Source organism: Halorubrum sp. CBA1125 (assembly GCF_009742825.1).
In the GTDB taxonomy this organism is placed as follows: domain Archaea; phylum Halobacteriota; class Halobacteria; order Halobacteriales; family Haloferacaceae; genus Halorubrum.
On record NZ_WPCE01000177.1, the window covers coordinates 1 to 5,948 of the forward strand.

Genomic DNA, 5,948 nt, shown 5'->3' on the forward strand with positions numbered 1-5,948 from the left:
ACAGCTACCGCGGCGTGTTCGGATCGCAGGTCGCGCTGACGCTCCGTCGGCTCGCGCGGGCCTGCGAGCGGTTCGGCTCTGCGCCGCGGTTCGTCTGCTGTTCGGCGACGATCGGCAACCCCGTCGAGCACGCCGCGACGGTGACCGGCCGCGATCCCGACGGGATCACCCTCGTCGACGAGGACGCCTCAGGACGCGGGCCGCGCGACTGGGTGCTGTGGAACCCGCCGGAGTACGACGACGATTGGGCCGACCGCGGCAGCGGTCGACGGAAGTCGAGCCACGCGGAGAGCAAACGACTCTTCTGTGACCTCGTGATGGCGGGCGCCCAGACGCTGGCGTTCACCAGGGCCAGACAGACCGCGGAGCAGTACGCGACCGACAGCGCGAGCGACCTCCGCGAGCGGGGCGAGCGCGACCTGGCGGGGAAGGTGAGCGCGTACCAGGCCGCGTTGACGGACGAGCGCCGCCGCGAGATCGAGGCGGCCCTCCACTCGGGCGAGCTGCGGGGCGTCTGGTCGACGAACGCGCTCGAACTCGGCGTCGACGTCGGCGGGCTCGACGCCGTGATCCTCGACGGCTACCCCGGGACGCGGATGTCGGCACACCAGCGCGCGGGGCGAGCCGGCCGGGGAGACGACCCCGCGCTCGTGGTGATGGTCGGCGGTGAAGATCAGCTCGACCAGTACCTGATGACCCACCCGACGGACTTCTTCGAGGCGCCGCCGGAGGACGCGATCTGCGACCCCGAGAACCGGCAGCTCCTCCCCGGCCACGTCACCTGCGCGGCCGACGAGCGCTGGCTCTCGCCCGACGACGAGCGCTTCTTCGGCGCGGCGTTTCCGGGCGTCGTGGGCGATCTGACGGACGAGGGCGTGCTCGACCGTCGAGAGACCCAGCGCGGGATCCGGTGGCTCCACGCGGGAGACGGGAGCCCGCAGCAGGCGCTGAACCTCCGGACGGCCGAGGAGCGCGAGGTGTCGCTGATCGAGCGCTCCGGCGGCGAGGAGATCGCGACGCTCGGGTTCGGCGACGCGCTCCGCGACGCCCACCCGGGCGCGATCTACCACCAGCAGGGGCGCACCTACGAGGTGGTCGACCTCGACCGCGACGTCGCGGAACTCCAGCAGTCGTGGGCGGACTACTACACGCGGGTGCTCTCGGAGAAGGCCGTCGTCGTGAACGCGGACCTCGGCGAACGCCGCCTCTCCGCCCGGTCCGACGTGCCGGTCCGGTTCGCGGACGTGACCGTCACGGAGCAGATCACGGGGTTCGTCCGGAAGGACTCGAAAACGGGGGACTCGCTCGGGGAGTCGACGCTCGACCTCCCGGAGACCACGCTTCCGACGAAGGCGCTGTACTTCCCGGTTCCCGAGGACGTCGAGGCCGAGATGCGGGCGATCGGCGCGGATACGGCGGGCGACACGGCGGCGACGGACGGCGGCGATCCGACCGGGGAAGTCGGCGGCGACGCGGACGGCGATAACGAGGCGGTGTCTCCCGGCGGCGAGTACGCTTTCAACGGCGGGATCCACGCGGCCGAACACGGACTCATCTCGCTTTTCCCGTTCCTCCTGCTCTGTGACCGCGCCGACGTCGGCGGGATCTCGACGCCACACCACCCCCACACCGACGGCCCCGCGGTGTTCGTCTACGACGGCTACCCCGGCGGCGTCGGGGTCACGCGCCGGGGACACGAGCGGATCGAGGAGCTGATGGGCCGTACCGCGCGGCTGATCGCCGGCTGCGACTGCGAGGGCGGCTGTCCCGCCTGCGTGCAGTCGCCGCACTGCGGCAACGCCAACGACCCGCTCGCGAAGGCACCGGCGGTCCGCCTACTGGAGTCGCTGACCGGGATCGATGGGTGACGGCTACGTGTTCTCCGCTGCCCGTTCGAACGCCTGTGGGTCGTCGTCCCCGAACGCGACCCTCGGGGACGATCAGCCGAAGACCGCGTGGAGGAACATCCAGCGATCGGTCCAGAGTTGGTACCCCAGCGAGGCGGCGAACGCGAAGAGAAAGATACTCACCCAGACCACCGGATCGATCCGGGAAATCACGGGAACGCCGATGAGTGCGGCGAAAACGACGAAAAGCGAGAGAATGCCGAGCGTACCGTAGTACTCGCTCCAGGTAATTCCGTACGGTGTGACGACCTCCATGTACACGTCAACGGAACGGGCGTCCTCGGTGAGTCGGATCGTCTTCCGGTCGGAGTCGTACTCGACGATCCCTCGGCTGTCGAGTTTCGGGAGGTGCGTCTGGTGAAGCGAGTTGTAGACGCTGTTACGGATGTTCTTCGGCGCCGGAGACTCGCCGGTCTCCCGTTCGGCGATAGTCTCCGCGAGGTCACGCAGCGTCGTTTCGCCTACGGTGTCCTGGAGGTGCTTGATGACCTGCCGCCTGCGTTCGTTGCGGAGCAGGTCGTGAATCTCCGTTTCGGTAAGCTTATCGTATCGATCAGTTATTGCCATCTTTAGTGTTTCGCGTCGTTGTCAACCAGGTGTCACCGGTATCCACACGGGTATGTCATATAAGAAATCGGAGCCTGTAGCGAGGCTGTCCCGTTTCAGGTAGTCCCGAAATGCGACAAGCAAACGCTGCTGTTTCTCCCGGCTAGCCGCCTTCCGCCTTCCGAGCCGGCCCCGCCTCCCCGGTCACGGGCAGCGGATCGTACTCGGTTGCTACGACCGTCTCCTCCGTGGTATGATGATCCTACGTGGACGGAACGTCGACGCGGATCCGCCGGCGACCGGGGGTCAGCTTCGAGATACGCGCGTCGTCGTTTGACCGCGTCGGTCCGTTCTGGCCCGAACTGCGACGGTCGATTTGATCCGTTAAACGTCTCGTTAGCGATTTGAATTGACCATTTGATCCTCCAAATGGCCTATTTTGTAACGAATGGTGTGATTAGCTAAGATGGAGGGTAGTGTGGGCGTCTACTGTGCCCGGCCGGGACCAGGTCGGGGACGACCACGATGCCAAACGAACCATCCGAACCACCGCGGCGGAACGCCCCGATCAGTCCCGATACCGTGGGTGTCGCGGTCGCGGGCGAGTCTGACCCCTCCGTCGACGATACCGGGCTGAAACGACCGCGTCCCCGCGCGAGTACAGCACTTGCGGGACGACGATCTCCGGTTCGGGAGTTCGACGTGGAGGCGATCGAGGGACGAACGGCGGCAGCCTGCGTGGAGTTCCGGGGTTCGACTCCCCGGCAGGCCGTCCGCCCCGCTGCCCGAAGACGGGACAGCAGGGGCTGGGTTGCGGACTACCGCTCACGGCTGGCATCCTACTGCCGAAAGAAAATGAGCGACGACAATAGCGACAGGTTCAGCCTGTCACGGCGGAAGGCCCTTGCGAGCCTTGGAGGAATCGGCGCGGCGACTGCACTGGGCGGCATCGGGACGTACGCCCAGTTCACAGACACGGAGGCTGTTCAAGCTTCCTTCGGAGCGGGAGAGCTCAACGGCGTTATCGATTACGCGGCCTCGTACAACGGGGAGGAAGTGGCTTCCGGTGAAAATAGCGACGCCGGCTTCGATGCGGAAACTGAGATCACCGGCGACAACGCTGCTGGTGTCGCCTTCTCATACTCGCTTACAGACATCAAGCCCGGAGACTACGGTTCGGTTGTCTTCGGCGTGAACGTCCAGACGAATCCCGCGTGGCCGATCCTGTGTCTCGGAGTGGACAACAGCCAAGAGAACGGTATCGTCGAGTCCGAAGCCGTCGCTGAGCAGGACGCCAATCCGTTCTTGGGCTTTCAGGACCTCAATTCGGAGGGAGAACTGGAAGAGAACATCCTAATGGTTCCCTTCTACGACACTAACGTCGAGTCCTCGTTCTTCGACTCCGACGGTCCGAGTCAACAGGCCCTCGACAACTACGGCAGTGGGACTGCGCTGGCGTTCTGGGATAACGCCGACGACGGCTCGGGAAAACTGTTCCCGAGGAGTCTATCGAACATCGTCACCGAGGATCCAGACAACCAGCTTCGTCAGGGTACCGTCCAGTTCAACGAAGAGAGTGATAATGGCGCCGAGGTGTTCGTGGCGAGTGGCCTCGGAGACCTCGATGGTGATGCCGACGACACGGCCTGCTTCGCCCTGAACGGCGGGCAAACTGATGACTCGAACGTTCAGGGAGTCAGTCCTCTCGCACCGGGCTCCCAGATGAACTTCGGGTTCGACTGGCACGTTCCCTACTCCGTCGGGAACGAGATTCAGACGGACAGCGTGGACGTCTACTTCACGTGGATCTTCCAGCAAGTTCGTCACTCTGAGGGTCCTGACGGTCCCTTCAGTTACGCCCCGGGTAACTTCGCGGCTAGTGAGTCTGGTGAAGGAGACGACCCCGAAAACAGTAGCTAGATACAGTGAACTTCAGTAGGGTACTCAAGGTCGCTCTGACCGTTGCCCTGCTCGCAGTAGTTGGCGCCTTCGTGCTGCAGGCGTTTCCTGCAGTTGTCGGCGCTGACTACGCTCTCATCGTTCAATCAGGAAGCATGGAACCAGCAATTCAAACGGGATCGGTCGTGTTCGTTAAAGACGTGCCTGCCGAGCGCGTCGAGGCGGGTGATGTCATTACTTACGGTGATGACGGCGGCAATCTCATTACTCACAGAGTGATTGAGAGGCATACTACGGACACCTCCATTCGTTTCATCACGAAGGGTGATGCTAACGAGAATGCTGACCATGAGCCCGTCTATCGGAGCAATCTAGTGGGAGTTGTCATGTTCAATATCCCACTCATCGGGTACGTAGTCGCCTTCGGCAACACCCCCGCTGGATACATGGCTCTGGTACTGGTCCCGGTCATGCTCTTCATCTTCAACGAGCTCTGGGAGTTATGGAAGGCAGGAACACGGAACGAGAAACATACATGAGCAACAACAACACGATGTCGCGGCGGAAGCTTCTCGGTGGCGTGGCCCTCGTCGGAGCGGCCAGCGCCGGCGCGGGGGCTGGCACGTACGCGTACATCAGCGACGACGGGGAGGCAGCGTTCAGCTTCCAAGCGGGAAGTATCATTTTGAAAATAAACCCGGAGACGGTGGGCTTCACCTCATCTTCAGACACGTCCGGCGATCAGGACGATGGGGATGAGATGATCGAGGAAATAGCGCTCTCAAATCACGGGACGCTCGACGCGAACGTCCTTCAGCTCTCGAATCTCGGGCTGTCGGGCCCACAGGACTTGAGAGCGGGGGCGACGGTGACGACGTTCGAGTTCACCGCGCCCGACGAGACGACGTTCGATCTCCCAACGGATCAATCGCTGGCCGAGTTGGAGTCCTCCGTCAACAACTCGCCGCTTTCGCTTGATAACGGCGAAATGGAACCGGTGCTGGAACCGATGGGTGATGTCGGAACGTTGCGGATCGGCATCACGTACGACTACGAGGTGGTCACGACCAACGGCGGGATGCTTGAGGTCGACTTCGGGTTCACGGCGAGCCAGTGATCATGGCTCGGTTATTTTTACTGAGGCAGTGAGATGACCGGACATTCTGTATACTCGAGGGACGGGAGATCCGAAAGAAAGGAGGGGGAACACGAATGAAATCGAACGACAAACCGGACGATCCCGACCATTCCGGAATCGACGCTCCTCGGGCGGACAGCAGTCACATCCTGGGATCCCGGTACCTGAACAAGCGGAACGTGCTCCGGTTGCTGGTACTGCTTGTGATCCTCATCCCTCTCATCGACTACGCGCTGAGTCTGTGATAACGGCTCGCCGTCGATCGAGTCCGTGTCCGGACTCATCCCCCCGTCCCCCTCATCACGAACGCTGGTGGCGTACGCCCGCGGGCGGCCCGTCCTCCGGATCGTCGTCAGCGCGGCGATCATCGCCATCTCGCGGCGCGTGATCAGCTTCCGGCTGGAGGACTACGGCTCCGGCCGGGAGGCGCTGCTCGCGGCGGCCGCGATCGGCGTGCT

At 63.7% G+C, this 5,948-nt stretch carries 6 protein-coding genes and 1 pseudogene; 6 read left to right on the forward strand and 1 reads right to left on the reverse strand.

Going from position 1 to position 5,948, the window contains the following annotated elements:
* A partial coding sequence (locus GJ633_RS13160) for a DEAD/DEAH box helicase (RefSeq protein ID WP_156589186.1) occupies positions 1 to 1,868 on the forward strand: 1,868 nt, incomplete at its 5' end.
* A 72-nt stretch (positions 1,869 to 1,940) separates the two neighbouring features.
* On the opposite strand, the gene GJ633_RS13165 is transcribed toward GJ633_RS13160, so the two are convergent.
* On the reverse strand, positions 1,941 to 2,474 hold the full coding sequence (locus tag GJ633_RS13165; protein WP_156589187.1) for a hypothetical protein: 534 nt from the start codon (positions 2,472 to 2,474) through the stop codon (positions 1,941 to 1,943).
* Between the two features lie 834 nt (positions 2,475 to 3,308).
* On the opposite strand from GJ633_RS13165, the gene GJ633_RS13170 reads away from it, so the two are divergent.
* The 5 genes and pseudogenes from GJ633_RS13170 to GJ633_RS13190 form a co-directional block, all read left to right on the forward strand.
* On the forward strand, positions 3,309 to 4,373 hold the full coding sequence (locus GJ633_RS13170; RefSeq protein WP_197431338.1) for a SipW-dependent-type signal peptide-containing protein: 1,065 nt from the start codon (positions 3,309 to 3,311) through the stop codon (positions 4,371 to 4,373).
* A gap of 5 nt (positions 4,374 to 4,378) precedes the next feature.
* Positions 4,379 to 4,891, forward strand: a complete 513-nt coding sequence (locus GJ633_RS13175; protein WP_156589189.1) for a signal peptidase I — start codon at positions 4,379 to 4,381, stop codon at positions 4,889 to 4,891.
* Positions 4,888 to 5,469, forward strand: coding sequence for a TasA family protein (locus GJ633_RS13180; protein WP_197431339.1), 582 nt, complete (start codon positions 4,888 to 4,890; stop codon positions 5,467 to 5,469). The genes GJ633_RS13175 and GJ633_RS13180 overlap by 4 nt, the downstream gene beginning before the upstream one ends.
* Positions 5,470 to 5,564: 95 nt before the next feature.
* The gene (locus tag GJ633_RS13185) at positions 5,565 to 5,735 is read left to right on the forward strand and encodes a hypothetical protein (RefSeq protein WP_156589191.1); all 171 of its coding nucleotides are present in this window, start codon (positions 5,565 to 5,567) and stop codon (positions 5,733 to 5,735) included.
* Positions 5,736 to 5,760: 25 nt separating this feature from the next.
* Positions 5,761 to 5,948, forward strand: a pseudogene (locus GJ633_RS13190) (hypothetical protein); the annotation flags it as partial.